Source organism: Variovorax paradoxus (assembly GCA_016806145.1).
In the GTDB taxonomy this organism is placed as follows: domain Bacteria; phylum Pseudomonadota; class Gammaproteobacteria; order Burkholderiales; family Burkholderiaceae_C; genus Variovorax.
The window spans coordinates 538051-563070 of sequence record CP063167.1; the positions used below are offsets into that span (position 1 = coordinate 538051).

Consider the following 25020-nt stretch of genomic DNA (forward strand, 5'->3'; position numbering starts at 1 on the left):
CCTTACTTCTCGACGTTCCACATGATCGGGATGCCCATGCCGAACAGCTCGGTGCCCTTCACGTCCTTGCGCGCCGCGAAGGTGGCCGGGTACTGGCCGTAGGGGATGTAGGGCGGCGCTTCATAGAAGCGGCGCTGCAGGTTGTCGACCAGCTGCTTGCGCTTGGCGGCATCGCCCTCGCGGATCCAGGCGTCACGCAGTTCGTCGATCTTCGCGTCGCAGGGCCAGCCCGGCACGACGCTGCCCTTGCACGACGACAGCACCCAGCCGTTGGTCAGCGGCGTGTCGACGTCGGCGTTCTTCGAGGCCGTGAGGTAGAGGCTCCAGCCGCCTTGCGCCGGGCCTTCCTTCTTGTAGACGCGCGCCAGCACCGAGGACTGGTCCATCACCTGCACGTCGAGGTTCAGGCCGGCCTTCTTGAGGTACTGGATCCAGATCAGCGCGGCCATCGACTGCGTGCCGTCGGTGGGCTGCAGGAACACGATCTTCTCGCCCTTGTAGCCGGCCTCCTTGAGCAGCGCCTTGGCCTTCTCGAAGTCCTGCTTCCTGAACGCTTCCGCGCCCGCGGCGGTCTCGTTGGGCGCGCCGCACATGAACACCGCCGGGCAGTAGAAGGACTTGCCGGGCTCGGGCGTGAAGCCCATGCCCGCGAGGATCTCCTCCTGGTTCACCAGGTGCAGCAGCGCCGCGCGCGCCTTCGGGTTGTTGAACGGCGGCGCCAGCGTGTTGGCCACCATGAACGGCTGCCAGATGCCGGTCTGCGCCAGCCGCACGTTGGCGTCAGTGCGCAGCGCGGCCTGGTAGTCGGGCGGCACCACGTTGACGATGTCGACCTCGCCGTTCTTCAGCGCCGAGGTGGAGGTGTTGGCATCGGGCATGTAGCGCCACTCGACGCGGTCGAGCTTCACGCGCTTGCCGCCGGCCAGGCCATCGGCCGGCTCGCTGCGCGGCACGTAGTTGGGATTGCGCACGAACACCATGCGGTTGCCCGGGATCCATTCGTCGCGCTTGAAGATGAACGGGCCCGAGCCGATGGGTTCGGGGATCGGCGCGTCGGGGAAGGCCTTGGCCTGCTTCTCGGGCACGATGAACAGCGTCTTGGCCGCGAGGATCAGCGGCACCTGGCCCATGCCTTCCTTGAGCTGCAGCGAGAAGGTCTTGTCGTCGACCACCTTCCACTCCGCGCCCGAGTCGGCCAGCAGCAGGCCCATGGTCGCGCGCTTGGCCCAGCGCTGCAGCGTGGCCACCACGTCGGCCGATGTCACGGCGCTGCCATCGGAGAACTTCAGGCTCGGGCGCAGCGTGAAGGTCCAGGCCTTGTTGTCGGGCGACTGCGTGAAGCGCTCGAGCATCTGCGGCTTGGGCTCGCCCTTGCTGTCGCGCGAGAACAGCGTGTCGAAGGCCATGTAGCCGTAGTCGCGCGTCACGTAGGTGTTGCTGAACAGCGGGTCGACCACCTTGAGGTCGTTGTTGATCGCCATGCGCAGGGTCTTGGCGGCCGGCGCGGGTGCGTTCTGCGCGCACACGGCGGTCGCGGCCGCGCCCACCGCGCATGCCACCGCCCAGCCGGCGAGCCGTGCGTACAGGGGAGGGGAATTCTTCATGAGCCGGGTTCCTTTCAGGGTTTCGAGGGTTCGTGGAAAAACGCTGGAAATCTCTCGATATGAAATTTGATACACGATATATCATGTGTCAAACGAAGACAATCCGGGCATCTCCCATGCAAGAGCTGTGCGCGCTTTCTCTTCTCTGCGCCGACCTCGCGGCAGGCGCTGTGCTCGCGATGCCAGCGGCGCTCGCGCGCCGCGGCCTCAGGCCGGCGTGAGCCGCGCGTGCGAAGCGGCCTCGGCCGCGACGGTGCGCCAGTCGTAGTGCATCGGCACCGTTTCCGCGCGCCGCCAGGTGTCGCTCTGGTCGGCGTAGTGCGCATCGCGCGGATCGCCGGCCGCGCCGTGGAACACGATCCAGCGGCAGGCCTCCCACTGCCCCACGTCGAACACGTAGCGCGCCAGCGAGGCGTAGTGCGCGTGCATGCCCAGGTGCGGCAGGTAGCCGGTGGTGAAGACGGTTTCGTTGTCACCGCCGATCGCGCCCATGTCGCGCGGCGCCACCAAGGGCTCGGCAGGAAACACCGGCGCCAGCGGATGGCGCAGCTCGAGCCGGTGCCGCTCGCCCCATGCCGCCACCGGCAGGCGCGCGACCTCGGCCAGGGCCTCGGTCAGCACCTCGTCCCAGCTCGCGCCGCCGAGCAGCGCGCGATCGTCGACACGCAGCAACTGCGGCACGCACCAGCCGAGCTGGTAGTCGATCGCGAGGCCGGGCGGCACGGTGCGCTGCCGGCTCACGTCGAGCGCGGCGAGCCCGCTGCGCCGCGCCACCGCTCGCGCCAGCGCCATGCGCAGCGAAACATAGGCATCGGCTTCCCGCGAATCGGCCTCGAGGCGCGCGTCCCAGGCCACGAGGCGGTCGCGCAATGCACGCGACGGGGCATCGGCCAGCGTCAACGGTGCGAGCCGCGCACAGATTTCGCGCGCCGGCAGGCTCAGCGTATCGCGGTGCACGGCTTCCATGCCGGCGACGTCGGCCGATTCCATCGCAGCGAGCAGCTGCCAGATGCGCTGCGCGCGGTGCGGCGGATGGCAGTCGGTGCAGAGATAGTCGTCGTGGCGCTCGACCACGCGGTTGTTGGCGGTGACGATGAGGCCCGCTTCGGGATCGATCTGGCGCGGCATGCGTTCCCAGTCGATCCAGCCTTTCCAGGCATGGCGGTCGAGCCAGCCCGGCACCGGCAGCCAGCCGTTGGCGGCCGCGCGCCGCGGCACCTTGGCGCGCACGTGGTGGCCGATGTGGCCCTGGGTGTCGCCGGCCACCAGGTTGTGGTCGACCAGGCCCCAGCCGCGCACCGACTCGAACAGCGCATCGACGCTGCGCGCCTCCATCATCGGGCGCATGCAGTCGAGCGAGCGGTCGGCCTCCACGTCGGCCGAGTGGCGCAGCACCAGCGCGCTGCCGCTCTTCGCATCGCCGGCCACCACCGGGCCGCGCGCGGTCACGAGGATCTCGCAGTCCACGTCGGCCTGGCCGCGCACGCGGATGCGCTCCACGCGGCGCTCGACCTCGGCCCATTGCGCATCGCCGCCGCCGGGCGCGTCGCTGCGCAGGTAGCGCCGGCCCTCGTCCGCGAAGCGCTCGAGGTAGACGTCGGCCGTGTCGACGAAGGCCACCGTCACGCACCACGCCACGTCGGGGTTGTGCGCGAAGTGCGGAAAGCCCGGCACGCCCGGCGAGGTCAGGCCGATCACGTCGAAGGCATCGCAGGCCAGATGGCACTGCAGGTACATGTTGGGCATGTCGAGCACGCGGTGCGGATCGCCGGCCATTAGCGGCCGGCCGCTGCGCGTGCGGCTGCCGTGCACTGCCCAGTTGTTGCTGCCGCCGCCGGCCGCCTCGGTGTCGGCCTCGCCGATGAAGGCCGAGATGGCATCGGCCAGCTCGGCCATGTCGGGCGACAGGCGCCCCGCCAGCGAACCCGGCGGCAGGCAGACCAGCTCCTCGCCGCCGTCGTCCATGCGCAGGCGGTCGATCGCCTCGGCGCCGATCACCGGCAGCGCAATGGCGCGCCACAGCTTCGGGTAGACCGAGTTCAGCAGCAGCCCGGTCTGGCGCAGCACCGCGATGCTGTGCCATTCCTCCCAGGGTTCGGGCGTCTCGCCGAGCAGCGCGTACTCGGGAGACAGCTGGCCCTCGGCGATGAAGGCGTTCACGCCCGCGGTGTAGGCCGTGAGCATGGCGCGCGCGGGCGCGCCGAGCGCGGCGAGGTCACGGCGGCTGCACTCGGCCAGGCCGAGCCGGCGCACCAGCATGTCCATCGGCAGCGCGGCCGAGCCGAGCCATTCGGCATAGCGGCCGATCGCGCGACGGCGGAGCGCGTCCATCTGCCACAGGCGATCGCTCGCATGCACGTGGCCGAGCGCGAAGAAGGCGTCGTCGGCATTGGCGGCACGCAGATGCGGAATACCCCAGGCATCGCGCCACAGGTCCACCGGGGCATGCAGTCCCTTCAGCGGGTGGGTCGTGTTCATCGGGGGGTGCTCCTTGTCTCGTTCGTTCTGTGTGTGTGCGGGAGCCCGCCTCTCAATCCATGCGCAGCGCGGGCGGCGCCATCCGCAGGAAGGGACTGAGGCTTTCGTAGAGGTGCGTGAGCTGCAGCACCGACAGGTCGTCGCGCGGACGGCCGATGATCTGCATGCCCATCGGCAGGCCGCGCGCATCGAAGCCCACCGGCAGGCTGATGACCGGGCAGCCCGACAGGGTGCCGGGCGTGACCACCTCCATCCAGCGGTGGTAGCTGCTCATGGCACGGCCCGCGATTTCGCGCGGCCAGTGCGCCTCGATCGCGAAGGGGAAGACCTGCGCGGTCGGCAGCGCGAGGAAGTCGTGCCGTTCGAACAGGCCCAGCAGGCAGTCGTACCAGGCGGTGCGGTCGAGCGTGGCGCGGTAGAGGTCGCCGGCCGAGAGCTTGCGGTACTGCTCGATCTCCCATTGCAGTTCGGGCTTCTGCAACGCGCGCGAGACCGGCACGTCGTAGTGCGCGCCATGCTTGCCGCCGATGATGAACTGGCGCAGCACGGTGAAGGCGTGCCAGACGCGCTTCCAGTCGAAGTCGGTACGCACCGGCTCGACATGCAGGCCCGCATCGCCGAAGCGCGCGAGCGCCGCTTCGCACAGCGCGAGGATGCCGGGCTCGAACGGCAGATGGCCGCCGAGGTCGCCGAGCCAGCCGATGCGCGCGCCGGCGAAATCTCGCTCGAGGCGGTCGTGCCAGTCGGGCACCGCGCCGTCGAGCGACAGCGGCGCGCGCGCGTCGTAGCCCGACTGCACCGACAGCAGCAGCGCCAGGTCGTCGGCGCTGCGGCCCATCGGGCCTTCGGTGGTCAGCTGCCCGGCGAAGGCATCGCCGCGCGGCCAGAACGGCACCCGCCCCTGCGAGGGCCGCAGCCCCAGCACGTTGTTGAAGGCCGCCGGGTTGCGCAGCGAGCCGCCCATGTCGGCGCCGTCGGCCACCGGCAGCATGCGCAGCGCGAGTGCCACCGCAGTGCCGCCGCTGGAACCGCCGGCGCTGAAGCGCGGGTCCCAGGCATTGCCGGTGGCGCCGAACACCGGGTTGTAGGTGTGCGAGCCCAGGCCGAACTCGGGCACGTTGGTCTTGCCGATGAAGATCGCGCCGGCCGCGCGCATGCGCTCGACCATGATCGCATCGGCCGCCGGCAGGTGGTCGGCGAACAGCGGCGAACCGAAGGTGGAGCGCAGGCCGCGCACCGGCGCCGTGTCCTTGATCGCCTGCGGCAGGCCGTGCAGCGCGCCCAATGCGTCGCCGCGGGCCACCGCGGCATCGGCCGCGTCGGCCTCGGCCAGCACCTGCTCGCGCTCGACGCGCGAGACGATCGCGTTGAAGCGCGGGTTGAGCACATCGACCTGCTGCAGGAAGGCGCTCACCACCTCGCGCGACGACAGCGCGCGGCGCCGGATCAGCGCGGCCAGCTCGCGCGCGGGCAGCCGGCAGAGCTCGGGCACCAGCACGGCGTCGGTCATCGCGTCGTCTCGCCCGAAGCCAATGCCGCGCGCACCGCGTCGGCGATGCCCTGTGCCGTGAGGCCGTGGCGTTCGAACAGCCAGGGCATCGACGCGCCCTGCGCGAAGCGGTCGCGCACGCCCAGGCGCACCAGCCGCGTGCCGGCGCCGGCCTCGGCCAGCACCTCGGCCACCGCAGAGCCCAGGCCGCCGACGATCGAGTGGTTCTCCACCGTCACGATCAGACGCCGGCGCGCGAGTTGCCGCTGGATGAAGGCCTCGTCGAAAGGCTTGAGCGTGTGCGCGTTGGCCACGGCGACCGCGATGCCCTGCGCGCGCAGCGCGCGCGCCGCCGCCTTCGCGGGCTCGACCATCAGGCCGCTCGCGACGATCAGCGCCTCGCCATCGCCGTCGTCCAGCGGCTGGATGCGGCCGAGCTCGAGCGGCTCCCAGGGCGTGTCCTCGGACAGGGCCGCGGACGCACGCAGCAGCCGCAGGTACACCGGGCCCTTGTGGTCGGCCGCGGCACGCACCGCGGCCGGCACCTGCGCCGGGCCCGACGGCTCGATCACCGTCATGTTCGGCAGCGCGCGCATCAGCGCGATGTCGTCGATCGCCTGGTGGCTCACGCCGAGGATGGTCGACAGGCCCGGCAGGAAGCCGACGATCTTGACGTCGGTGCGCGGATAGGCGACCTGCATCGCGATCTGGTCGAAGGGCCGGCGCGTGGCGAACACGCAGAAGGTATGGACCCAGGCCTGCAGCCCGCTGCGCGCGAGGCCGCCGGCCACGCCCACCATGTTGGCCTCGGCGATGCCGGGGTTGAGGAAGCGCTCGGGGAAGGTGTCGCGGAAGATGTCGGTCTCGGTCGACGAGGTGAGGTCGGCCGACAGCGCGACGATGTTCTGGCGTTCACGCGCGAGTGCCAGCAGCGCCTCGCCGTAGTAGCGCGGCACCGAAGATGCACCCGCCGACTGCGCGGCCGACATCGCGGTGTGGGCACCGCCCTGCGTGAAGTCCTCGACCTCGAGCGTGCGCGCCGGCGCCTTGATGTTCGCGTTCATGCCATCTCTCCCAGTTCGCGCAGCGCCGCGTCGGCCACCTCGGCCGGCAGCTTCGCGTTGTGGCTGATCACGCCCTCGAGCAGGCTCACTCCTTTGCCGGGCACCGTGGTGGCGACGATCATGGTCGGCCGCGCGGTCTGCCCGCGCGCGGCCGCGAAGGCCGCGAGCAGCGCCTCGAGGTCGTGGCCGTCGAGCTCGATCACCTGCCAGTTGAAGGCGCGGAACTTGTCGGCGATGGGCGAGAGCCGCAGCACGCTGTCGGTGTGGCCCTCGACCTGCATCCAGTTGAGGTCGAGCACCACGCAGAGGTTGTGCAGGCCCTCGGAGCCCGCGAGCATCGCGGCCTCCCAGACCTGGCCCTCCTCGAGCTCGCCGTCGCCGAGCACCACGTTCACGCGGTAGTCGATGCCGCGGATGCGCGAGGCCAGCGCCATGCCGGCGGCCACCGAGATGCCCTGCCCCAGCGAGCCGAAGGTGCCTTCGACCACGGGGCCGAGACGCTCGGAGACGTTGATCTCGAGCGCCGAGCCGTCCTTCACGTAGTCGTCGAGCGAGGCCGAGGGGATCATCCCGCGCAGCGCGAGCGCCGCATGGAACAGCGCGGAGTTGTGCGCGGTCGATAGGATGCAGCGGTCGCGCTCCTCCCAGCGTGCGTCGGCGGGGTCGATGCGCGCCTCGTGGAAGTAGAGGCTGGCGAAGATCTCGGCCGCGCCCAGGCCCTGCTGCACATAGCCCTGGCCATGGCGGCGCACGAGCTCGATGACCTGGCGGCGCAAGGTGTGCGCCACGCGCCGGAGTTCCGGCACGGGCAGCGCGAGGCGGTCGCGGCGTTGCCAGTCGGGAGGGAATGCCGTGGGATGCAGGGCGCTGCCGGGGTCCGTCATGTCGGGCTTTTCTTTCTGCTGGAGGGGGGTTGCTGGTTGCGCAGCGCGAGCAGTTCCTCGGCGCGCGCGGGATTGGCGTCGATTTCCTTCAGCACGCGCACGAAGTCGCGGCCGCCCTCGATCAGGTCGTCCTCGATGGCCTTGCGCACCATCGCCGTGTCGCGCTGCTGCAGGCCGCGCAGCACGTTCACGTGCTGGTGCTCGGCTTCATAGGTCGGATGACCGTGCGGGTAGAGGAAGTTCAGCATCGGTCCGACCTGCACCCAGATGCGGTCCAGCAGCTCGGTGAGCTGCGGCATGCCCGAGTGGCGGTAGATGCCGAAGTGGAAATCGAAGTTGTGCTGCAGCGCCGCGCGGTAGTCCTTGGTCTTCTCCGCGCGCACCAGCAGGCGATGGCTTTCCGTCAACTGCTTGATCGTGGCGTTGTCGAGCAGGGGCACGGCACGCTCGGCCGCCAGCGGCTCGAGCGCGAAGCGGATGTCGCGCAGCTCGAGGTACTCGGCCAGCGAGAGCTGGCGCACGCGGATGAAGTAGCCCTCCTTCATCTCGAGCGCACGGTCGCGCACCAGCTGGATCAGGGCCTCGCGCACCGGCGTCTCGCTGGTGCCCATCGTCTTGGCCAGGTCGCGGATCTTCAGGCGCTGGCCCGGCTGGAAAGTGGCCGACATCAGCTGCTCGCGCAGATGCTCGTAGATCTGGCTCGCGAGGTTGGTGCGTTCGACCACGTTGATGACGGGGGTTGCCATGGCTTCTCTCTCCTTGAGTGCGGGTGCGTGAATCGCGCGGCTATTGTGGCGTTCGCGTTTCAGGGACTCGCACGTGGGAGCGGCTCAGCGGTGGCCGAAGCGTTGGGCGACGGCGGCGAAGGCCGCGTCGGTGGCCTGCAGGGCCCGATCGATGTCTTGCACGGTGTGTGCCAGCGACAGGAACATGTTGTGCTTCGGATGCAGGTAGACGCCGCGGCGCAGCGCCTCGACCGTGAACACCGCGCCCTTGTCGAAGCCCGGGTCCTCGTCGAACAGGATCAGCGGCAATGCCGCCGGGCCGGTCTGTCGCACCGGCACGCCATGGCTCGCGGACTGCGCGGCGATGCCGTCTCTGAAGCGCTGGCCCATGGCCTGTACATGTCCCACCACGTCCTGCGCATCGGCCACTTCGATCGTCGCCAGGCCCGCGGCCATCGCCACGCCACCCGACCAGAACGAACCCGTGGTGTAGATGCGCGTGGCCGCTTCGCGCAGCGCATCGACACCGGTCACGGCCGCGAGCGCGTAGCCATTGGCGATCGACTTGCTCCAGGCGCTGAGGTCGGGGCGCACGCCCACGGTCTCCCAGCTGCCGCCCGCATGCACGCGGAAGCCCGCGCGCACCTCGTCGAGGATCAGCGCGGCGCCGGCCTGGTCGCAGAGTTCGCGGGCACGGCGCGCGAACTCGGGCGTGGGCAGCTCCTGGTCGATGCCCAGGTCGTGCTTGAAAGCGGCGCAGACGATGGCTGCGAGGTCCGTGCCCGCCTGTGCGACGGCAGCCTCGAGGCTCGCGATGTCGTTGTAGGTGTAGTGGATCAGGTGCGCGCGGTCCTCGGGCGTGATGCCCTGCGGGATCGGCGTGCACCAGGGATCGGCGCCGTGATAGGCCTTGGTCGCGACCAGCACCTTGCGCTTGCCCGTGGCCGCGCGCGCCACCATCAGGCAGACGGTGGTGGCGTCGGTGCCGTTCTTCTGGAACAGCACCCAGTCGGCATGGGCGCTGCGCGCGACGAAGCGTTCGGCCAGCTCGACGAAGCGCGCCGTGGGGCCGTCGAGGCAGTCGCCCAGCGCCTGCTGCTTGCGCGCGGCTTCATCGACCACCGGATGGTGATGGCCCAGTAGGTTCGGCCCCCAGCTGCACATGAAGTCGATGTATTCGTTGCCGTCGACGTCCCAGACGCGGCAGCCCTGGCCGCGCTCGAAGAACTGCGGATAGCCCGCGGGCAGCGAGGCCGCATTCAGATGCCCCGTCATGCCGCCGGGCACGACCTTGGCGGCGCGCTGCCGAAGCTGGAGATCGTGACGGTTCGACGAGGTGGACGAGGCGGCGGGAGACACGGACGGCATGCGGGATCCTTGGCAGCTTTTCCGAAGTTTGACACATGATATATCATGTTTGATGTAGTACAAACCCCGGATCGGCAGCCCCGCTCGACGCCCTGGACCGGCGTCCCCTCCCCTCGCGCCCGGCTCAGAAGGCGTGCCGCACACCCATCACGTAGCCGGTCGAGGTCGCGGGCACATAGCCCGCGGTTGCCGTGAACGCGGGCGCCCCGCCGACGGTCAATGCAGCCCCGTTGCGGTTGCGCACCCGCGCGGCCGTGACATAGAGCGCCGTTCGCTTCGAGAGGTTGTGCACGTAGCCGATCGCGAGCTTCGACGCCGAGGGATCGGCTGCGGGGAACGCCGCGTTCAGGTCGTAGCGCACCCGCGCGTACGACGCGCGGATCAGGCCCGGCCCGACCGGCACCTGGACGCCGAGCAGATAGCCCGAAAGCTTCGTGTCCGGCACGGCGCCCACGACAGGCTGCTGCGCGTACTTGCGCACGCGCTCCACGCGCGAGACCTCCGCCGTGAGCTTGGCCACCTCGAAGTCGTAGGCCACGCCGAGATTGGCCGTGCGCACGCTGTCCGTGGTTCCCGCATAGAAGTTGTCGGCCACGGTGTTGGCGCTGTAGGCCACGGCGATGTCGAGCGGACCGCTCGCATAGCCGAAACGCCCGCCGACATAGCGGCCGGCACGCACCGCCGGCACCGCGCCGGCATTGAGCCGGCCGGATGGCCCGATGCCCGGCGGCGTGCTGTCGCCCGGCGCGTAGCGCGTGTTCTCGTGGAAGCCGTACATCAGCTGCCCGTAAAAGCCACCGAGATCCTTCGGCAGGAAGTAGCCCACCGAATTGCCGACGCGCGCGTAATTGCCGTTGGCACCGAAGCCCGGCTCGCTCGTGCTGGCCGCCAGCAGCAGGTTCGTTCCCGGCCCGACTTGGCCGAAGGGGTCCATCACCGAGTCGTTCCAGAAGGTGGGCGTGTAGTCGCGGCCCAGGCGGATCTCGCCGAAGCCGCCCGACAGGCTGACGGTGGAGCGGCGCGAGAACGAGGCGATGCCGGTCTGGCCGTCGTCGTTCGAGATCGGTGCCTCGAGCCAGAAGCTCGCGGCCAGTCCGCCGCCGAGATCCTCCGTGCCTCGAAAGCCGAAGCGGCTCGAGTTGTGGCCCGAATTGATCATCGCGTTGCGGCGCAGGCTGATGCCACCGCGCGCCGCCGCCGCGGGGTCAGCGGCGAGCGTGCGCAAGGAGGGCTCGGCGCGGCTCGAGAATGCGCCGATGGCCGTGTCGACCACGCCGAACATGAGAATCGACGACTGCGCCGAAGCGGCGGAAGCGGCGCAGGCCGCAGCGACTGCCGCGGTCGCGGCAAGGCTTGGTTTCATGGTTTGTCTCCAGTGGTTCTTGTCTGCCTGCACGCACCGCCGGTGCGAGGGCCACTGGAATTTAGAAAGAAGGGCGAGGGCGTGGTTTAGCTTCGAGAGCGGCCGCCCTTCGCCGCTCGAGAAAGCCTCAGTCGCAGGAGCGCCTGGCCGCCTCGATGCAGTGCGCGAGAAAGGACTGCGCGGCCCCCGACAAGCCGTCGTCGCCCGAACGGATGCCGATCAGCAGCTGGCGCTGCGCCCAATCGTCCTCGAGCGCCACCAGCTCGACCGGCGTGGCCGACACGTAGTGCCGCACGATCAGGTAGGGGCTCACGCCGATGCCCAGGCCCTCGGCCACCATCCGGCACAACGCATCGCAGCCGCGCACGTTGATGCGCACCTTGAGCTTGCCGCCGCTCGCCGCCATCAGGTGCTGCGCGATCGAGCTGCTGGGCGACAGGCCGATGAAGTCCTCGTCCAGCGTGTCGGCGAAGCGCACGCTGGCGCGCGCGGCGAAGAGGTGGCCCTTGGGCACCACCAGGCACAGCCGATCGGTATGGTAGGGATGGGTCGTGATCGCATCGTTGCCGCTGGGCCCGATGAAGATGCCCATGTCCACGCGCCCGTCGAGCACGGCGTCGACGATCTGCTCGCTCGTCCATTCCGACAGGTCGATGGCGATGTTCGGATGCAGGTCGCCGAAGCGCTTGAGCTCGCCCGGCAGGAATTGCGTGACCGCCGAGCCCGTCGCCGCCACGCGCACCAGCCCCTTCGCGCCGAGCGCGTACTGGCTCAGATCCATGTGCATGCGATCGACGCCGAACAGGATCTGCCTGGCGTGCTGCAGCAAGGCACGCCCCGCGGGCGTGAGCGTCATGCCGCGCGCATGGCGATAGAAGAACTGGCTGCCCGTCGAACTCTCGAGATCGCTGATGCGCTTGCTGACCGCCGCCACCGCGATATTGCTTTTCTCCGCGGCCGCCGAAAGGCTGCCGGCCTCCGCGACGGCGGCGAAGAGGCGCAGGGTGGTGAACTCGAGTTGCTTCATGGCGGCCGCCTCGTCGACTGGGTGAAGGGTTCGCCGGCTGCGCATCGCAACCGGCGGCTGCCGGCCCTTCGGCGCGGGCGGCGCCTCAATTCTCGGGCTTCAGACCGAGGCGGCGCGACAAGTCCGCATAGCGCGCGATGTCGCGTGCAATCAGCTTCCCGGCCTCCGCCGGCGAACTCGCCACCACCTGGCTGCCCTGCTCCTCGACGAAGCGGGAGACCTCCTTCGACTTCAGCACCCGAACGATCTCCGCGTTGAGCCGCTCGAGCGCCGGCGCCGGAATGCCGGCCGGCGCGATCATCGCCTGCCAGCCGCCGAGATCGAAACCGGGCAAGCCGGCCTCGGCCATCGGCGGAACCTCAGGCATCAGCGCCAGGCGCTTCGGCGTGGTGAGCGCCAGCGCGCGCAGGCTGCCCTGTCTGACCAGCGGCATCGCGACGCCCGCCGCGATGAAGCCGGCATCGAGCTGCCCGCCGACGAGGTCGGTGGTGAAGTTGTTGTTGCCCTTGTAGGGCACATGCAGCAGCTTCACGTCGGCCGACGTCGCCATCAGCTCGCCCGCGAGGTGGCCGACGGTGCCCACGCCCGCGCTGCCGAAGCTCAGGGACTTCTCGGCCGGCCGCGACTTCGCGAGCGCGATGAAATCCGCGAGCGTGCGGGCGGGCAGCGCGGGATGCGTGACCAGCACCATCGGCCCCGTCACCAGCAGCGACACCGGGACGATGTCCCTGGCGGGGTCATAGGGCAGCCGATAGAGGCTGGGACCGATCGCGTAGTTGTTCGCCACCATGCCGATGGTGTAGCCGTCGCGCGGCGCGCGCAGCATCTGGCCGATGCCGATCAGCCCGCCCGAGCCGGGCACGTTCTCGACCACGATCGACTGGCCGAGCGCGGCGCCGAGTCCGACCGAGAGCTGGCGCGCCATGTTGTCGACCGAGGAGCCCGGCGCATTGGGCAGGATCAGCCGGATCGGCTTCGTCGGATAGCCCTGCGCCCACGCGAAGGGAGCGGGCAGGAACGCGGCGGCACCGATGGCCAGCGCGCGACGGCGCCGCGGGTTGAAAGGGATGGTCGTCGATGGCATGTCTTGTCTCCGGCAGCCGCATTTGATGCGGCTTCTGGTCGTTGTTCGAGGCGCAGGTGGGCGCGCGGTTCAACCGCGCGCCAGCGATTCCTGCACGAGATGAGCCCACTGCGCGCCATGCAGGTCGCGGTCCTCGAGCGAACCCTGCACCACCGGCCTCGGCAGGCTGATCTTGATGACGTTGAGCGCCTCGATGCGAAACACCTTCACGCTGGCGGCATCGCCGCGCAGCAGCCGGGCGATCTCGTCGGACTGCAGCCGCGGCTCGTCGCACAGCGCCCGGAAGGCCCGGGCATCGTGGCAGAAGATGTCGATGGTGAGCCAGAACGGCCCGGCATTCTTGGACCGTACGTCGTAGCTGGAAGGATCGGGGCGGGTCACAGCGGTTCTCCGAAGGTGGCGTAGTCGAAACGGAACGGCGACAGCGGATCGGACACCGTCATCACGTGGTTGAGCACGAACTCGTAGACCACGCCCCGGTTCATCGAGGCGGGCGACAGCGGGAAGCAGTGCGTGGGCAGCTCCTCGTCGTCCGGCAGCGGGAAGTGCAGCATCGGTGAGTTGAGGATCGCCAGCAGTTCCCGGGTACGCTCCTGCGTGGGCGAGGTGACGATCGCCATCACCCCGATCTCGGCCGGGTTGCCCGGGAGCGATTCCAGCGCACCGAGCGTCGCGTCGCGGCCGATGGCGCGGAACTGCAGATGGTAGTCGCCGCTCTCCAGCTTGAGCTGCAGCGCGATCAGTTCGCGCGAGCGCCGCTCGAGATTTCCGATCCATTCGTCGAAGCGGTCCTTGTAGCGCGACGCGCGCAGCAGGCACATGATCAGCGCCTGATGGCCGGCCGGCGCCGCGCCCTCGAGCTTGACGGTGTAGGCATCGGCCGGCGTCCAGGTCGAGCCCTCGACGCGCACGCGCTGGTCGTCGATCGATTCGTAGCGGGCCCGCTCGACCTCGAGCGTGCCGCCCGGCTCGACCAGCACGTGCGGGTTCGAGTTCTCGTAGAGCATGTGCGCCAGCACGGTCCGCGGCGTGGCGCGCGCGCCCTCGGCCAGGGCCTGCACGGTGAAGCCGGTCTGGTCGATGGTCGCCATCACGGCGCCGGCCATCGGCTTGGTGGTGCAGTGCGCGCCGCACTCCAGGATCTTGCCCGCATGCCAGGCGGCCCCGGCATGGACGCCGCGCATCAGCGGCACGGCCGCCATCAGCGCCGTGTCCGTCGCTCGCCCGGCGAGCACGATGTCCACGCCCTGCCCGAGCGCATGGATGATCGGCTCCACGCCCATGGCTGCGACGATGTGAGAGCAGCGTTCGATCAGTGCGTCGTCGATCGGCAGCAGTGGCTGCAGACCGGAGATGCGGCCCTGTGCGAGCGCCGTCTTCACCGCCGCGGCCGATTGCTCGCTGTAGATGCAAGCCACACGCAAGGCCTGCCCGAGCTCGATCGCGATCTCGCGGCACAGATCGCGCATGAGGTTCACGCCCGCATCGGAGCCGCAGGTGCCGCAACTGCCCACGATGAGCGGAATGCCGAGCTCGGCACGCGCGACCATCAGTTGCCGCAGCTCGTAGCGCAACGCACCCACCGAGCACTTGGCCTGGCCCGATCCCAGGTAGTGCGGACCGGAATCGGTGGAGCCGCCGTCCACGGCGATCACGTCGGGACGCTCGCGCATGCCGCGCTCGAAGGGCTGCTGCGATCGCGCGCCGGCGCCGATCGAGCCCGAGGGAACCAGGACTTTCACGCTTGTCTGCATCGTTCTTCTTTCATCTGGAGAGGTTGGGAGAGCGGCCATCGGCCAGAAGACATTCGGCGGCGGGCGTCTGACCATCGAGGACCTGCACCACGCAGCGCGCCGCGATCAGGTTCGTGCGTGCGAGGCTCTCGGCCGTCGACGCCCCCGCATGCGGCGTGGCGACCACCTGCGGCAGCCGCAGCAGCGCGTGCGTCACCGCCTGCAAGCCGGGATCGGCCTCGCTTTCGAACACGTCGAGCCCGGCGCCGCCGAGCCGCCCTTCCTCGAGCGCGGCCAGCAGCGCGGCATCGTCGACCAGGCCGCCACGCGCGGTGTTGACCAGGATGGCGCCGCGCTTCATGCGCGTGAGCGCCGCGGCGTCGATCAAGCTGTGGGTCGCCGACGTCAGCGGCGCGTGCAGGCTGACGATGTCGGCGCAGGCCAGCAGTTCGTCGAGACTGGCGAAGCGCGCGCCCTGCTCGGCGACGAAGGCTTCGTCGCGCTCTGGCGTGGCGATCAGCACCCGGGCCTCGAAGCCGCGCAGGCGCCTCACCACGCCGCGGCCGATGCGCCCGAGCCCCACCACACCGACGGTCTTGCGATAGAGCTCGGTGGCCAGCGGAATAGACCAGTCGCCGGCGACGAGTTGTGCCCGCGCTTCGTGCAGGCGGCGGCCCACCGCCAGCATCAGCGCGATCGCATGGTCGGCCACCGCGGCGTCGTTGCCACCCGCTGCGATGGTCGCCACCTTGCCGTGGCGGCGCACCGCATCCTGGTCCACCCGGTCGTGCCCCACGCCGCGCCGCGCGATGACCCGCAGCGCGGGCAGCGCACGCAGCAACTCATCGTCGACGCGCGCGTGGCCGACGATCCAGCCCTGCGCGCCCTCGAGATGGCGCCGCAGCACGTCGACGCCGAGATCCCCGTCGGCCACGCCAGCCGGAAGCTCGAGCTCGCTCACCGTGCAGCCGTGCTGTTCGAGAAAGGCGCGGGCCTGCGCATCGAAGAAGCGCTGCGTGACGACCACGCGCCGCGCCGAAAAGAGCGTGCTCATGGCGCGATGGCCTCCTCGGCCACGTTGCCCCGGCTCGCCGCCACTTCTTGCGCGGCACCGAGCTCGATGACCAGGTTGAAGTGCCGGTCGATGGAGAACACGCAATCGGGACCGAAGCTGCAGCTCGATTCGCGCTCCTCGACCACGGCCGGCCCCTGGAAACGGTCGCCGGGCTTGAGCGCATAGCGGTCATAGACCCGCGCCGGCAGGTCGCCGAATTCCGCGAAGTTCACCACCCGCACGCCACGCAGCGGATCGCTTTGCACCGGTGCATGCGCGAGGCTGATGTCCTGAGCGGGAAGGCTCGCCGACAGGCGCCAGTTGATCGCCTCGATGCCGACGTCGCGCACCGTGCGGTCGAACCGCGCCGCGTAGGTGGCCACGAAAGCATCGCGGATCGCGCCGCGATCGGCCGCGCCCAGGGGGCCGCGCGGAATGTCCACGGTGATCTCGAAGCCCTGGCCCAGATAGCGCATGTCCACCGACCAGCGCATCGAGATCTGGGCCGCGTCGCCGCCGGCGCCCAGCAGCAGCACGCTGGCCGAGGCCTCCATCTCGGCATAGATGCGGTTGACGTGGTCCCAGTCGACCTGCTCCAGGCTGGTCACGTAGCCACGCACCTCGTCGACCGCGGGCGCCGCCACCAGGAACCCGAGCGCCGAGATCACCCCGGCCCCCATCGGCACGATGATCCTGCGCATCTTCAGCAGCCTGGCCAGCGCATAGGCATGGACCGGACCGGCGCCACCGAAGGCGAACAGCGTGTAGGCGCGCGGGTCCTTGCCCTTCTCGGCCAGGTGCATGCGCGTGGCCGCGGCCATGCTCTCGTCGACGATGCTGCGGATCCCGCGCGCCGCCTCCTCGCTGCCGATGCCCAGCGGGCCGGCCAGTTTCTCGCTCACGGCCGAGCGGACCTTGTCGATCGACAGCGCCATCTCGCCGCCGAGGAAGAACGCGGGGTCGAGGCAACCGAGCAGCAGGTCGGCGTCGGTCACCGTCGGCTCAGTGCCGCCGCGGTTGTAGCAGACCGGCCCCGGCACGGAGCTTGCGCTGCGCGGGCCGACCTTCATCAGGCCCACCGCGTCCACCGCGGCGATCGAGCCGCCGCCCGAGCCGATCTCGATCATGTCGATGACCGTGACCTTGAGCGGCAGGCCCGAACCCTGCTTGAACTTGCGCAGGCGCCCGGCCTCGAAGTCGTGCTTCAGGTGCGGCTGCCCCTGCTCGATGAGGCACATCTTGGCGGTGGTCCCGCCGACGTCGAACGACACCATGCGCGGCTCGCCGGCGGTGCGCGCCACGAAGGCGGCCGCCATCGCGCCAGCCGCCGGGCCCGATTCGATCAGGCGCACCGGATAGCGCTTGGCCTCGTCGACGGTGGTGATGCCGCCCCCGGACAACATGATCCGCAGGTCGCCCTCGAAGCCCAGCGCCGCCAGGTCGGCGCCGAGCCGGTCGAGGTAGCCGTGCACGCGCGGCTGCACGTAGGCATTGACGCAGGCGGTGGTGGTGCGTTCGAACTCGCGGATCTCGGGTGCGACCTCGGCCGACAGGCTCACGAGGAGGCCGGGGTACAGCCCGTGCACGATCTGCCGCGCGCGCCGCTCGTGCGCTGGATTGCGGTAGGCATGGAAGAAGGCGATCGCCAGCGCTTCGATGCGGTGCTCCTCCACCAGCGTGCGCACCGAACGCGCCACGCCGTCCTCGTCGAGGGGGGTGCGTTCGCTGCCGTCGGCGAGCAACCGGCCGCCCACGCCCAGGCGCAGCGAGCGCGGCACGATCAGCGGCGCCGGCTGCAGGAACAGGTCGTCGACGTCGTAGCGGCTCTCGCGCCCCATCTCGAGCACGTCGCGGAAGCCCTCGGTGGCCAGCAGCCCGACCTTGGCGCCGGTGCGCTCGAGCACGGTGTTGGTGATCAACGTCGTGCCATGCACGATGCTGGCGATCTGTCCGGCCCGCGTGCCGGTCTCGGCCAGCAGCCGCTCGATGCCCTCGACGATGGCCTGGCTCGGTTGCGCCGGCGTGGTCAGCCGCTTGCCGGTGCGCGTGATGCCGCGTGCCTCGTCGTGCAGCACGAAGTCGGTGAAGGTACCGCCGATGTCGACGCCGATGCGGGTGGTCTTTCTCATTGCATCGCTCCCTCGTCCTGCCCGTAGCTGGCCAGGGCCGCCGCTGGCGACACGAAGCCGTCCGACACATCGCGGCGCAAACGCGCTGGATCGCGCTCTCGCGGCGGGCCGTAGCCTCCGCCGCCCGCGAACAGCAAGGTCACGCATTCGCCGGGCGGGAACTCGACCTTCGACTTCAGCGACAGCGCCGCGCCGTTCGAGAGCAAGGCGGCCGTGGGCGCACCGGGCTGGCCGCCGAGGATGCCGAGCGCGGGATGGCGCTCGCGGTCGGCGAGCAGCGCCAGCTGCATGGGCCGCCCGGTGATGTTCTCGACCTCGCAGCGCTGCCCCAGCCCGCCACGGTGCCGGCCCGCGCCGCCGGAGTCGGTCCGGTATTCCTTGCGGCGCACCAGCACCGGCGCCACCGCTTCGAGCGCCTCGATGCTGCCGGCACCCGAGTTGGTCGGGAAGGCCGTGGTCGACAGCCCGTCGCCCCGCGCCGACGCCCCCATGCCGCCGCTGGCGAACAGAATCTGCGCGAAGCGCGAGCCCGAGCCCGTTGCGCCGCTGAAGCGCACCCGCATCGCCGGCGTGCCGCCGCTGTCGGCCAGCACCTGGTCCGGGATCACGCGCGCCAGCGCCTGGTAAATCGCGCAGCACAGCATGTGGCCGGTGAGGTGGCGCGCCGCCACGGCCGCCGGATGGCGCGCGTTGAGGATGCTGCCTTCGGGCGCCTTGACCAGGATCGGCCGGTACGAGCCCTCGTTCCTGCGCGTCGCGGGATCGAGCACGCACTTGATCGGATAGACCGAGTAGGCCTGCGTGTAGTTCATCGTGCAGTTGGTGCCGCGGTCCACCTGGGGCGAACTGCCTTCGTAGTCCACCGTCATGGAATCGCCGCTGATGGTGATCGCGCAGCGGATGTGCGTGGGCCGGTGCGCGAACCCGTCGGCATCGATGGCGGATTCGTAGCGGCCGTCGGGGATCGCGGCGATCGCCTTGCGCACCGCCATCTCCGAGCGCTCGTGCACCGCCTCCGAGAGGGCGTCGAGCGAGCGCAGCCCGGCGTCGGTCATGAAGTCCACGGTGCGGCGGCGGCACACCTCGTTGGCCGTGACCTGCGCTTCGATGTCGCCGAGCACCTGCTCGGGCAGCCGCACGTTGTTGAGGAACAGCTTGAGCATCTCGTCGTTGCGCCGGCCGGCGCGGTAGAGGTGCATCGGCGGGATGCACACGCCCTCCTCGTAGAGCTCCTGCGCCCCGGCGCCCGGATTGCCGCCGATGTCGGGCGAATGGGCCACCGATCCCGCGAAGCCGGCCAGCTCGCCCGCGAAGAAGATCGGCGTGACGATCGCGATGTCGGGCAGGTGGCCGGTCGCCAGCCAGGGGTTGTTGGTGATCAGGCAATCGCCCTCGCGCCAGCCGGACGCGGGGTAGGTTTCGAGCATCGCCTTGGTGGTGCGCGGCACGATGCCGGCGAAGGCGGGAATCCCGCCGGTGCTCTCGGCGATCGACTGGCCATGCCGGTTCATCAGCACCGTGGCGAAGTCGTTCGATTCGCGCACGATCGTCGAGAAGGCGGTGCGAAGCAGCGCGGTGGCCGCCTCGTCGGCGATGGCGACGAGCCGGCTCCACCAGATTTCGAGGGTGATCGGGTCGATGGTTTCTTTGTCTCGGGAAGGCATCTTTTCTCCTGTTCGCGGCCATCGCCTGTGGCCCGTGGCGCAACTTTAGGAACGCGAGCCCGCGCTTGGTTTAGCTTCGAGGCGCGGAGCTTTCGCGGCGAGCGAAAGCGCGGCGCGGCAGGCGCCGTGCCGGCGGCTACCGAAAACCCGGGATTGCCGCCCTCGCCGGCTGAGCAACAATCACCGCTTTGCGGTTGATCACGTCAGGCGAATGCGCGCTCCCTCCCTCTCGGTCCGGCTCCTGCTGGTGGCCTCGGCAGCCCTGCTGCCGCTGGCCGTCGTCTGCGGCTTCGCGCTCAACGGGCTGCTGCAGGCCCAACGCGCGCAGACCCAGACCTCCACCATGGGCGTGGCGCGCGCGCTCGCCACCTCGGTCGACAGCGAGCTGCGGCTCACGATTTCGGCGCTGCAGGCGCTGGCGCTGGCCGAGCCGCTGGGCGCCAGCGAGGACAGCGGGCTGATCGACGCACTGGTGCTCGCCAAGGCGTTGCGGGCCACGCACCCCGAATGGCGCGGCGTGCTGCTGATCGCGCCCTCGGGCAAGGTGGTCTTCAGCAGCGAGGGCTCGGTGGCCGGACCCGGCGGCGAGGTGGTCGAGGCCGCCAGCCTGGCCGAGGTGATCCGCACGCGCCAACCCGGCATCGGCGCGCTGACGCCGGGGCCGCGCGGCAACCTGGCCTTCGCGGTGCGGGTGCCGGTGGTGCGCGACGACGCGGTGCGCTACGTGCTCACCGCCATCGTGCGACCCGAGGCGATCGGCGCCGTGCTGGCGCGCCAGCGCGTGCCCGAGGGCTGGGCGGTCTCGGTCTTCGATGCGGCGCTGACGCGCGTGGCGCGCTCGCGCGAGGACGATCGCTTCCGTGGCCGGCCGCCCAGCGACAGCCTGCGCGCGCTGCTGCAGACGATGAAGGACCGGCGCGAATACGTCGGCACCACGCACAACGTCGATGGCACCGAGGTGCAGACGGCGGTGGCGCGCATCGACGTCGCGCCGTGGATCGTCGCGCTCGGCGCGCCCACCGCCGTGGCCGACGACGCATTGCGCCGCACCCTGGTCGCCTATGGCGGCGGCCTGCTGGTCTCGCTGCTGCTCGGCGCGCTCGCGGCCTGGTGGATGTCGCGCTCGATCACGCGGCCGATGGCGCGCCTGCGCCGCAGCGCCGATGCGCTGGGGCACGGCCTGCCGGTCTCGACCCATGCCTCGGGCATCGCCGAGATCGACGCCGTGGCGCATGCGCTGGCCGATGCCGTCACCCAGCGCACCGAACACGAGGCCGAGCGCGACAGCCTGCTGAACGCCGAGCGCGAGGCACGCACCGGGGCGCAGGCCGCGCAGACCCAGCTCGAGCGTCTCGTGAGCGCGAGCGCGGTGCTGTCGCGCTCGCTGGAAGAAGAGTCGACCCTGCAGGCCATCGCCGGCATCATCGTGCCGCACGTGGCCGACCTCTGCCGCATCGACCTGCTCGACGAGCACGACGTGCTCGAGCGCAAGCTCACCCACCATGCCGATCCCGCGCGCAGCGCCGAGATCGCGACCTTCGTGGACAACAGCGCGGCCCCGACCACGGGCCCCGGCTCGTTCCCCTGGGCCGTCGCCAGCGGCCAGACCTTCATCGGCAACCTCGACAACCCTGGCGACTTCGAGCTGCTCGACCCGCAGCTGCGCGCCTTCGTGCAGATGCTGGGCATCACGGCCGGCTGCGTGGTGCCGCTGGTGGCGCGCGGCCGCACCATCGGCGCGATGGCGATCCTGCAGGACCGCTCGAAGCGGCGCTTCTCGCCGGCCGACGGTGCCCTGATCGGCGAACTCGCGCAGCGCGCCGCGCTGGCCCTGGACAACGTGCGCCTGCTCGCGCGCGCCCGCAAGGCGCAGACCCAGGCCGAGGTGGCGAGCCAGGCCAAGGACGAGTTCCTCGCCATGCTGGGCCATGAGCTGCGCAACCCGCTGGCGCCGATCTCGCTCGCGCTCACGCTGATAGAACGCAAGGACGAGAAGGCCTTTCCGCGCGAGCGCCAGATCATCGAGCGCCAGGTGCGCCACCTGTCGCGGCTGGTCGACGACCTGCTCGACATCTCGCGCATCGTGTCGGGCAAGATCGTGCTGCGCCCCGAGCCGGTCGATCTGCGCGATGTGGCCGCCAAGGCGATCGAGCTCACGCAGCCCGCGCTGCAGCCGCGCGCGCGCATGCCGCGCCTGAGCCTGCCCGACCAGCCGGTGCCGGTGCTCGGCGATCCGCTGCGGCTGGTGCAGATCGTGTGCAACCTGCTGAACAACGCCGCCAAGTTCACCCAGCCCACCGACGACGTCGCGCTCGACCTGCGCATGGCTGGCGGCCAGGCCGAGCTGTCGATCAGCGACGAGGGCATCGGCATCGCGCCCGATCTGTTGCCCCATGTGTTCGACCGCTTCGTGCAGGGCGCGCAGCAGCTGCAGCGCGCGGCCGGCGGCCTGGGCCTGGGCCTGGCCATCGCGCAGAGCCTCGCGAAGCTGCATGGCGGGCTGATCGAAGCGCAGAGCGCTGGCGAGGGACGGGGCAGCCGCTTCATCGTGCGCCTGCCGCTGGCCGGCGCCGCGGCCCCCGAACCCGAAGCGCCCGCCGATGCGGCCGCCGTCGGCGCGCCCGCGCTGCGCCTGCTGCTGGTCGACGACAACCTCGACGCACTCGACGTGCTGGCCGAGTGGTTCGCGCTCGAAGGGCACGATGTCCGCAAGGCCGGCAGCGCCGAGGAGGCGCTGCAGCTGCTCGAGGCCGGGCCGGTGGACGCGGGCATCTTCGACATCGGTCTGCCCGGGATGAGCGGGCATGAGCTCGCGCGGCGCGTGCGCGAGCGTGAGCGCGAATCGGGCACGCGGCGGATCGCCCTGCTCGCGCTGACCGGCTATGGCCAGGAATCGGACCGGCGCCAGGCGCTGGAGGCCGGTTTCGACGCGCACTTCTCGAAGCCGGCCGACCTCGGCAAGCTGCGCGAGGCGCTGCAGCAGCTCACGGACGACGCGCCGGCCACCGCCTGAGCGGTGGCGTTGTCAGTCGAGCCTTTGCTGCTGCGGCAGCGAGGTGATGAAGAAGCGGATCGGCACCTCGCGCCAGACCACGGTGCCATCGTCGGGCGTGGGCTTGAACTGCCACTTCCAGACCGTCTCGACCGCCGAGCGGTCCAGCCGCGGATAGCCGCTCGATTTCTGCACCTCGATCGCGGCCGGCTTGCCCGCCGGCGTGGTGCGCACGCGCAGCATCACCATGCCCTGCTCGCCATTCGTGCGCGACTCGGCGGGGTACGGCGCATTGGGGTTGGGCGGGTTGGGCTTCCATTCGCCGGGGTCGGCGGGCGGGTTCGAGGCGCAGGCGGCCAGCAGGGCGAGGGTCGCGCCCACGAGCAGCACGCGGGCGGAAGAGGGACGGAGGTTCATGAAGCTGTTGTCGTGGCGGTGGTCTCTGTCGACGGCATTCTGCATCGCCGTGCCGAGGCTGCCGCCTCGCGTCATCCCGGATACAGGCGCGCGCTCAAGCTCGCACTCGCTTTCTGCAGCGCCGGCAAAAAGGCTTCCCGAAACTCCGCCAGCGTCATGCGCTCGGTCCGCACCGCGATGCTCATCGCCGCCACCACCTGCTGCGCGCGGTCGCGCACCGGCACGGCCATGGAGCGCACGCCAAGTTCGAGCTCGCCGTCGTTGCTGGCGTAGCCCTCGCGGCGGCAGCGCGCGACGATGGCCAGCACCTCGGCCGCGTCGGTGACGGTGCGCGGCGAGAGCCGCGGGCGCGGCATGGCGCGGATGCGGCGCTCGGCTTCCTCGGGCGGCAGGCTCGCGAGCAGCACGCGGCCCAGCGCCGCGCAGTAGGCCGGCAGGCGCGAGCCGATGCCCAGGCCGGTGCTGAGGCTGCGCCGCGCGGTGGAGCGCGCGATGATGATCGCGTCGTCGTCCTGCAGCAGCGCAAGCGAGGCCGATTCGCGCGTGCGCTCCGACAGCGCGTCGAGCAGCGGCTGCGCCACCGAAGGCTCGGGCCGCGACGCCAGATAGGCATGCGCCACCAGCAGCGCCTTGGGCAGCAGCCAGAAGCGCTTGCCTTCGCTGTCCAGGTAGCCGAGCGCGCGCAGGGTCAGCAGCGAGCGCCGCGCCGAGGCCGGCGTGCTGCGCGTGAGCCGCGCGACCTCCGACACGTTGAGGCGGCTGTGCTGGCGGCCGAAACAGGTCAGCACGGCCAGCCCCTTCTCGAGCGAGGCGACGAAGTTCTTGTCGGGGGCGGGCTCTTCCTCGCTCGGGGCTTCGGTTTCGTTTTTGCGCATAGCGCAAATCTAGCTTGTCCGCCCACCTGCTCGCAAGGACACTGAAAACCCTCGATGCACGAACAAGACGGAGACACACGATGTTCCACAGACTCGCCGCGCGCACGCTCGGCCTGGCGGCCCTGGCCGCGCTGATGCTGCCCGCGCTGCCGCCCGCCGCGCAGGCGCAGACCGCCAACGAGAAGGTCGCGCGCATGATCGTGCCCTTCCCCGCCGGCGGCACCGCCGACGTCCTGCCGCGCGTGGTGGCCGACAAGCTGCGCGACCAGTTCTCCGGCGGCCTGGTGATCGAGAACCGCACGGGCGCCGGCGGCAACATCGGCGCCGACGTGGTCTACCGCGCCGAGCCCGACGGCAAGACGCTGCTGGCCTCGCCGCCCGCGCCGATCGCGATCAACCAGCACCTCTACAAGAAGCTGGGCTTCGATCCCACGCGCTGGGTGCCGGTGACGGTGCTCGCGACGGTGCCCAACGTGCTGGTGGTGAACCCGAAGCTGCCGGTGCACAACGTGGCCGAGTTCATCGCCTACCTCAAGGCCAACCCGGGCAAGGTGAGCTTCGCCTCGCAGGGCAACGGCACCACCTCGCACCTCACGGCCAGCCTGTTCATGCAGCTCACGGGCACCGAGATGACGCACGTGCCGTACAAGGGCACGGCGCCCGCGCTGGTCGACCTGATCGGCGGACAGGTCGACGTGTTCTTCGACAACATCTCCTCCTCGCTGCAGTTCGCGCGCACCGGCAAGGTCCGCATCCTCGCGGTGGCCGACGAGCACCGCAGCCCCGCGCTGCCCGAGGCGCCGACCTTCGCCGAGCAGAAGCTCCCCGCGATGAATGCCGTGACCTGGTTCGCGGTGGTCGCGCCGCCAGGCACGCCGGCACCGGTCGTGGCCTCGACGCAGAAGGCCATCGCCACCGCGCTCGCGCTGCCCGACGTGAAGCAGAAGTTCGCCGAACAGGGCGCCGAGCCGCGCGGCTGGGACAGCGCCCGCACCGGCCAGTTCATCCAGGCCGAGTCCGCCAAGTGGCACAAGGTCATCCAGAGCGCCAACGTCACCCTCGAGTAAGCC

Annotated in this window: 19 protein-coding genes; 2 read left to right on the plus strand and 17 right to left on the minus strand. The window is 70.5% G+C overall.

Going from position 1 to position 25020, the window contains the following annotated elements; translation table 11 throughout:
• Window positions 1–2 precede the first annotated feature (2 nt).
• The 15 genes from INQ48_33455 to INQ48_33525 all read right to left on the minus strand — a co-directional run bounded on the left by INQ48_33455 (window position 3) and on the right by INQ48_33525 (window position 19666).
• Entirely contained in the window at window positions 3–1604 is a 1602-nt protein-coding gene (locus INQ48_33455) for an ABC transporter substrate-binding protein (protein ID QRF62443.1), read from the minus strand.
• 207 nt (window positions 1605–1811) lie between these two features.
• Window positions 1812–4082 (minus strand): penicillin acylase family protein, encoded by a 2271-nt coding sequence (locus tag INQ48_33460; protein QRF62444.1) that lies wholly within the window; start codon window positions 4080–4082, stop codon window positions 1812–1814.
• A 52-nt stretch (window positions 4083–4134) separates the two neighbouring features.
• Window positions 4135–5592 carry an amidase gene (locus INQ48_33465; protein ID QRF62445.1) on the minus strand — a complete coding sequence of 486 codons (1458 nt, stop codon included), beginning with the start codon at window positions 5590–5592 and terminating at the stop codon, window positions 4135–4137.
• Window positions 5589–6635 (minus strand): transketolase, encoded by a 1047-nt coding sequence (locus INQ48_33470; GenBank protein QRF62446.1) that lies wholly within the window; start codon window positions 6633–6635, stop codon window positions 5589–5591. Before INQ48_33470 ends, INQ48_33465 begins: the two co-directional genes overlap by 4 nt.
• Window positions 6632–7519, minus strand: coding sequence for a transketolase (locus INQ48_33475; GenBank protein ID QRF62447.1), 888 nt, complete (start codon window positions 7517–7519; stop codon window positions 6632–6634). Before INQ48_33475 ends, INQ48_33470 begins: the two co-directional genes overlap by 4 nt.
• Window positions 7516–8265: a GntR family transcriptional regulator gene (locus INQ48_33480; GenBank protein ID QRF62448.1), complete on the minus strand. Its 750-nt coding sequence runs from the start codon at window positions 8263–8265 to the stop codon at window positions 7516–7518. Before INQ48_33480 ends, INQ48_33475 begins: the two co-directional genes overlap by 4 nt.
• 84 nt (window positions 8266–8349) lie before the next feature.
• Window positions 8350–9612, minus strand: coding sequence for an aminotransferase class III-fold pyridoxal phosphate-dependent enzyme (locus INQ48_33485; protein ID QRF62449.1), 1263 nt, complete (start codon window positions 9610–9612; stop codon window positions 8350–8352).
• A 124-nt stretch (window positions 9613–9736) separates the two neighbouring features.
• A complete protein-coding gene (locus INQ48_33490) occupies window positions 9737–10975 on the minus strand; it encodes a porin (protein QRF62450.1) in 1239 nt (412 codons plus the stop codon).
• Between the two features lie 127 nt (window positions 10976–11102).
• On the minus strand, window positions 11103–12002 hold the full coding sequence (locus tag INQ48_33495; protein QRF62451.1) for a LysR family transcriptional regulator: 900 nt from the start codon (window positions 12000–12002) through the stop codon (window positions 11103–11105).
• Window positions 12003–12087: 85 nt separating this feature from the next.
• Window positions 12088–13086 carry a tripartite tricarboxylate transporter substrate binding protein gene (locus tag INQ48_33500; protein ID QRF62452.1) on the minus strand — a complete coding sequence of 333 codons (999 nt, stop codon included), beginning with the start codon at window positions 13084–13086 and terminating at the stop codon, window positions 12088–12090.
• 69 nt (window positions 13087–13155) lie between these two features.
• Complete coding sequence (locus INQ48_33505) at window positions 13156–13467, minus strand: DUF4387 family protein (protein QRF62453.1); 312 nt, start codon at window positions 13465–13467, stop codon at window positions 13156–13158.
• On the minus strand, window positions 13464–14840 hold the full coding sequence (locus INQ48_33510) for an acyclic terpene utilization AtuA family protein (GenBank protein QRF62454.1): 1377 nt from the start codon (window positions 14838–14840) through the stop codon (window positions 13464–13466). Before INQ48_33510 ends, INQ48_33505 begins: the two co-directional genes overlap by 4 nt.
• A gap of 10 nt (window positions 14841–14850) precedes the next feature.
• On the minus strand, window positions 14851–15873 hold the full coding sequence (locus tag INQ48_33515) for a phosphoglycerate dehydrogenase (protein QRF62455.1): 1023 nt from the start codon (window positions 15871–15873) through the stop codon (window positions 14851–14853).
• Window positions 15870–18002 carry a hydantoinase/oxoprolinase family protein gene (locus INQ48_33520; GenBank protein QRF62456.1) on the minus strand — a complete coding sequence of 711 codons (2133 nt, stop codon included), beginning with the start codon at window positions 18000–18002 and terminating at the stop codon, window positions 15870–15872. The genes INQ48_33515 and INQ48_33520 overlap by 4 nt, the downstream gene beginning before the upstream one ends.
• The gene (locus tag INQ48_33525) at window positions 17999–19666 is read right to left on the minus strand and encodes a hydantoinase B/oxoprolinase family protein (GenBank protein QRF62457.1); all 1668 of its coding nucleotides are present in this window, start codon (window positions 19664–19666) and stop codon (window positions 17999–18001) included. The genes INQ48_33520 and INQ48_33525 overlap by 4 nt, the downstream gene beginning before the upstream one ends.
• Window positions 19667–19877: 211 nt before the next feature.
• On the opposite strand from INQ48_33525, the gene INQ48_33530 reads away from it, so the two are divergent.
• Window positions 19878–22679: a response regulator gene (locus INQ48_33530; protein ID QRF62458.1), complete on the plus strand. Its 2802-nt coding sequence runs from the start codon at window positions 19878–19880 to the stop codon at window positions 22677–22679.
• 12 nt (window positions 22680–22691) lie between these two features.
• Here INQ48_33530 and INQ48_33535 read toward each other — a convergent pair whose 3' ends face one another.
• Together INQ48_33535 and INQ48_33540 are read right to left on the minus strand one after the other, a co-directional pair.
• Complete coding sequence (locus tag INQ48_33535) at window positions 22692–23075, minus strand: energy transducer TonB (protein QRF62459.1); 384 nt, start codon at window positions 23073–23075, stop codon at window positions 22692–22694.
• Window positions 23076–23146: 71 nt separating this feature from the next.
• A complete protein-coding gene (locus INQ48_33540; protein ID QRF62460.1) occupies window positions 23147–23950 on the minus strand; it encodes a helix-turn-helix domain-containing protein in 804 nt (267 codons plus the stop codon).
• Window positions 23951–24084: 134 nt separating this feature from the next.
• On the opposite strand from INQ48_33540, the gene INQ48_33545 reads away from it, so the two are divergent.
• Window positions 24085–25017 carry a tripartite tricarboxylate transporter substrate binding protein gene (locus INQ48_33545; GenBank protein ID QRF63059.1) on the plus strand — a complete coding sequence of 311 codons (933 nt, stop codon included), beginning with the start codon at window positions 24085–24087 and terminating at the stop codon, window positions 25015–25017.
• Window positions 25018–25020: the final 3 nt, after the last annotated feature.

Bases quoted from the DNA above. Each gene is read 5' to 3' on its own strand.
- INQ48_33525 (QRF62457.1), bottom strand. From the start codon at position 19,666: ATGCCTTCCCGAGACAAAGAAACCATCGACCCGATCACCCTCGAAATC.
- INQ48_33455 (QRF62443.1), bottom strand. From the start codon at position 1,604: ATGAAGAATTCCCCTCCCCTGTACGCACGGCTCGCCGGCTGGGCGGTG.
- INQ48_33530 (QRF62458.1), top strand. From the start codon at position 19,878: ATGCGCGCTCCCTCCCTCTCGGTCCGGCTCCTGCTGGTGGCCTCGGCA.
- INQ48_33535 (QRF62459.1), bottom strand. From the start codon at position 23,075: ATGAACCTCCGTCCCTCTTCCGCCCGCGTGCTGCTCGTGGGCGCGACC.
- INQ48_33485 (QRF62449.1), bottom strand. From the start codon at position 9,612: ATGCCGTCCGTGTCTCCCGCCGCCTCGTCCACCTCGTCGAACCGTCAC.
- INQ48_33480 (QRF62448.1), bottom strand. From the start codon at position 8,265: ATGGCAACCCCCGTCATCAACGTGGTCGAACGCACCAACCTCGCGAGC.
- INQ48_33520 (QRF62456.1), bottom strand. From the start codon at position 18,002: ATGAGAAAGACCACCCGCATCGGCGTCGACATCGGCGGTACCTTCACC.
- INQ48_33460 (QRF62444.1), bottom strand. From the start codon at position 4,082: ATGAACACGACCCACCCGCTGAAGGGACTGCATGCCCCGGTGGACCTG.
- INQ48_33495 (QRF62451.1), bottom strand. From the start codon at position 12,002: ATGAAGCAACTCGAGTTCACCACCCTGCGCCTCTTCGCCGCCGTCGCG.
- INQ48_33500 (QRF62452.1), bottom strand. From the start codon at position 13,086: ATGCCATCGACGACCATCCCTTTCAACCCGCGGCGCCGTCGCGCGCTG.
- INQ48_33510 (QRF62454.1), bottom strand. From the start codon at position 14,840: ATGCAGACAAGCGTGAAAGTCCTGGTTCCCTCGGGCTCGATCGGCGCC.
- INQ48_33545 (QRF63059.1), top strand. From the start codon at position 24,085: ATGCTGCCCGCGCTGCCGCCCGCCGCGCAGGCGCAGACCGCCAACGAG.
- INQ48_33490 (QRF62450.1), bottom strand. From the start codon at position 10,975: ATGAAACCAAGCCTTGCCGCGACCGCGGCAGTCGCTGCGGCCTGCGCC.
- INQ48_33470 (QRF62446.1), bottom strand. From the start codon at position 6,635: ATGAACGCGAACATCAAGGCGCCGGCGCGCACGCTCGAGGTCGAGGAC.
- INQ48_33540 (QRF62460.1), bottom strand. From the start codon at position 23,950: ATGCGCAAAAACGAAACCGAAGCCCCGAGCGAGGAAGAGCCCGCCCCC.
- INQ48_33515 (QRF62455.1), bottom strand. From the start codon at position 15,873: ATGAGCACGCTCTTTTCGGCGCGGCGCGTGGTCGTCACGCAGCGCTTC.
- INQ48_33465 (QRF62445.1), bottom strand. From the start codon at position 5,592: ATGACCGACGCCGTGCTGGTGCCCGAGCTCTGCCGGCTGCCCGCGCGC.
- INQ48_33475 (QRF62447.1), bottom strand. From the start codon at position 7,519: ATGACGGACCCCGGCAGCGCCCTGCATCCCACGGCATTCCCTCCCGAC.